We start from the raw sequence: 3,643 nt of genomic DNA, 5'->3' as shown, positions 1-3,643 counted from the left end.
GGGGAAGAAGGGCTGGAGCCGCGCCATCTGCGCGTCGGTCAGCCAGAAAAGGTTGCTCATCGATCAGGTCTCCTTGAGGAGCCTGAATCATGCCGAACGCGCAGGATCAATGGGTCCTGACCCTAACGAAGGGTTAACCGTACGCCGATCGATATCACGGCGGAGACGGCCTCGCCGTCATCGCCGTGGCAGGCTTTCTGTGGTCTGGCTACCTGCAGTCGGTGCAGCGTGCGAGTGCTTGTGAAACCAAGGCCGCGGGATTTTGGTTGACCCCATTCATCAGTATGTCCTGCGCAGGGGCGATGGTGGTCATTCATATCCAACGACGAAAAGTTCAAACGCCGCGTATCGTGATCACTGCCAAGATCATCGCACCATCCAAGCCTGCCTGTATTGATCCGATACAGATGCGGGAAGGATTTCTGGAACGGGTTGTCGACCGGAAGGTCAACAGGCCATTCGCGCCATGCACCCCGATCACAAGTAGGGTCGGTTTCCAATCTCGACGAGCCATTGACACCTTATGATTTATTCTCTTTTCGTTCCAACCGACCGGAAGGAGACAGCCCTGCCCCGTCATCGAATCCACAAGCGATCTTTCCGGAGAACCGGGCCCTCTAAGTCACCTGGTGCGATGAGTGGCAGGGTGATCGGTATTCCTTGGCTGCAGGCCACCTGAGCGCCATGCTAGCCGCGTGGGATGTGATGGCCGATTACTCACCGCAGGACACGCTGTTGCTTCAGTTCGGCAGCAGGATCCTCCGGACCAGACTGCCGGAATGATTCGACATCCGACATCCTGTGCGTTGTTTTGTCCCATAGCCAAAAAAAGCACAAAAGAAGAACTTGCGCAGTGGTGACACTGGTAGGCTGAATGACAAACGCTCTTGACCATCTGATACACGACCTCTTGTGCACAGGTCAGGAGACCAGCTTGTCCGCGCATGATCTCCGCAAATTTCAATCCGAGCTTGCCAGGCACCAGGCGATCGAGACGATGCTCGATGCGAAGGTGAGCTTTGCCATCAGGATGTTCGAGAGGAACGACTGTTTGCCGTCATCGGATCAATGGCGGCTCAGTCCAAGTTAGCGGACCTGTGTGCCTGACTGCGCGTGCATGAAGGCAAGAACAGCTTTTGCATACTCTCGGTGATCAGCAGTTCTGGCTTCATGTTCCGCAATGAAGTTGAAGAGCGAGTTTTCCTCCGACAAACCGAGGGCCATGTCCCAATCTGGAAACTGCCGGGTCGGGACAACATTTCTACCCAGAACTGTAAGCCCGTGATGGGATTTGCTGCCATAGATATGGCGCTCAACAATCTGCAGCTCTGCTTCCGGACCTTCTATCCACTGATGAAAGATCCCATCCTCCCAGTGAAGATACCCCGTGATGTCCATGTTGCCGTTGCGACGACGCGCTTGGACCAAGATGGCGTTGAGCTTCGGGTCCTTCGGCTGAAGCGTCGTTTCGCTACGGTACAAAAGATTGGTGATCAAAGCGTCCTACCTCTCGCAGAGGCAAGTTTCATGCCTCCGGGCGGCCAGCAATAGGAATAGCTGATCATCAAAGGCTAACCTTAGTTAGTCAGTTAGACTGATAGCTGATCACGCGGATAAGCCTCATGGCACGCTTAGAAGAGTAGGATATCTTCCGCAATCGCTTCCGCGGTTATGCCTTTACCAATAAGCGTGATGACGTTTCCGTTTCCGAAATCCAAAACCGCCTTCGTCGGAGTTTCCGTGATGATGTCGTAGAACCCTGGAACAGACTGGCGAAGGATAGCATCATCTATCATGAGCCGGTCGATCCCAACCTGATAGTCTGTGATGTTATCGGAGCCGCCGCCTGCGTGGAACACGAACGTGTCGGCACCAGCCCCACCAGTGAGCACGTCGTTACCCTGTGATCCAATCAACGTGTCATTTCCGGCGCCGCCTTGGATTGTATCGGAGCCAATGCCGCCTACCAATTTGTCGTTGCCACCCCCACCCCACAGAACGTCATTTCCATTTCCCCCGATGAGGGTATCGAAACCAAATCCGCCGTTTAAGGTATCGTTGCCGTCTCGACCCCATAGAAGGTCATTTCCGCCGTGACCCTCAAGTCGGTCATTGCCCTGGTTGCCATCGAGGACGTCATTCCCTAGCCCACCAAGCAGCACATCGAAGCCATAACCGCCAATGAGACGATCATCGCCTTGCCCACCGTCAAGGGTGTCGTTCCCACCTCCGCCATGAATCCAGTCGTCACCTGCCAGCCCTCGAGCGAGATCGGAACGACCACCAAGCTGAAAGTCGTCTGAACGAGCGGTTCCTTGCACCGCAAGGCCGTCTGGCGAGGAGGTTTTGACGACACCGTCGAAGCTATCGTCACGCCATTCGCCGCGGCTTTCTGCACTTGTGTCGATCGCCGGAACAATACCTCTTCCAAAGACACCGGTATCCAATACCGGCTGTCCTGTCGTCCGTCCAAAGTTCTGAGTGACCATCAGAACCGCATGGCCTTGGAAATTGCCCATCTCTAAACCGATCCCAATAAACTCCATATCGGGGTCGACGATGTTCCGGTAGTGACTTGGGCTATTGAGAAGGTTCTGATGCAGATGCCTAATTTCGTCAGTCAGGTCCGCAGCGCCACGAACTGAGACATACGCCAAGTTCTCTCTCGTGCCCCAGCTTTCCCCGTACATGGGGAACCCAGCCTTCTCCATGCGATCAGAAGCGGATGATCCACCTGCGCCCACATGTGAAAACATGTCCGCATAGAGCATCCATTGACTATGCCGTTCGGCAGACTCATTTAAGGGCTTTGCAATCTTAAGCGGTGCAAGGCCGTTCTCGAGGCGGGTATTGTTCACCAGCTTGACGAAATAGTGCTCGTAGGCAGTCGCGAAACTCATGTATCTATCCTCTTCGAGAGCAAATAGCATCAAGTACGAGCATTTCGCAAACAATGCATTAAGATCGCACATGGTAATAAGATAAATCTGTAATTGTTTATCTAGCTACCTCGCCCCCCACAGTGGGCGTGGTCCGTCGCCACTATGCCCTTAAAGAGCGGCTGTTCGAATTCAATGCTTAATGGGCTGTAGAAGGTTCGGTCACGAGCGTCCGACAAATGGGGCCGCAAGCCTTGGGGCTGGCCGGAAGACCGCAAGTAGCCCCCTGCCCTCGTGAAAGACAGCGACTAAGTCGAACCGTTCACCAGCATGCACCAGTTGGAATACCTTGATCGGATCTTCAGTCTGGTTGAAGTATCTTAAGGATTTATTAATAAATCGCGTATAAAAATTTTGTAAAGGAGTCAACATGGACCTTGAGATTAGAAGTGTTCGCGAACTTAATGTACAGCTTGCTCACGCAAACTCAGTTATTGATACCTGTCGCAAAAGCATCTACCGGTTGAACATCGGTGATGACGCAGTTTCCTATGCTTTGACGCGAGTTGATATGGCAATCTGCAATCTGGAAGTCATAAGAGAGCACTTAGAAAAAGATGCTGCGCTTTGGGCACATCTAGGGTCAGGACTCGTTCTCGTTTCATAGCCAGAACATGACGGTTGCTGCGAGGGCGACGGCGGATAGGAATACCTTCGGGCATCGGTCGTAGCGTGTAGCGACCCGTCGCCAGTCCTTCAGGCGT

At 53.5% G+C, this 3,643-nt stretch carries 3 protein-coding genes and 1 pseudogene; 1 reads left to right on the top strand and 3 read right to left on the bottom strand.

The window, feature by feature from the left end; all coding sequences use genetic code 11:
* Positions 1 to 1,086 precede the first annotated feature (1,086 nt).
* Entirely contained in the window at positions 1,087 to 1,497 is a 411-nt protein-coding gene (locus LZ686_RS18765) for a BLUF domain-containing protein (RefSeq protein ID WP_349548768.1), read from the bottom strand.
* Positions 1,498 to 1,631: 134 nt separating this feature from the next.
* A complete protein-coding gene (locus tag LZ686_RS18760) occupies positions 1,632 to 2,900 on the bottom strand; it encodes a CAP domain-containing protein (protein WP_349548767.1) in 1,269 nt (422 codons plus the stop codon).
* A 409-nt stretch (positions 2,901 to 3,309) separates the two neighbouring features.
* Here LZ686_RS18760 and LZ686_RS18755 point away from each other — a divergent pair, with 409 nt between their 5' ends.
* Positions 3,310 to 3,546, top strand: a complete 237-nt coding sequence (locus LZ686_RS18755) for a hypothetical protein (RefSeq protein WP_349548766.1) — start codon at positions 3,310 to 3,312, stop codon at positions 3,544 to 3,546.
* Here LZ686_RS18755 and LZ686_RS18750 read toward each other — a convergent pair.
* Positions 3,541 to 3,643: pseudogene (locus tag LZ686_RS18750) on the bottom strand (IS5/IS1182 family transposase); the annotation flags it as partial. The gene LZ686_RS18755 and the pseudogene LZ686_RS18750 overlap by 6 nt on opposite strands.

This window comes from Paracoccus sp. NFXS7 (genome assembly GCF_040148865.1).
Lineage (GTDB): Bacteria > Pseudomonadota > Alphaproteobacteria > Rhodobacterales > Rhodobacteraceae > Paracoccus > Paracoccus marcusii.
The sequence above is the reverse complement of the archived record's forward strand: the minus strand, read 5'-3'. Positions and strand labels throughout refer to the sequence as shown.

What these genes read in the sequence shown, in the direction of transcription:
- LZ686_RS18760 (WP_349548767.1), bottom strand. Translation starts at nt 2,900, where the DNA reads ATGAGTTTCGCGACTGCCTACGAGCACTATTTCGTCAAGCTGGTGAAC.
- LZ686_RS18755 (WP_349548766.1), top strand. Translation starts at nt 3,310, where the DNA reads ATGGACCTTGAGATTAGAAGTGTTCGCGAACTTAATGTACAGCTTGCT.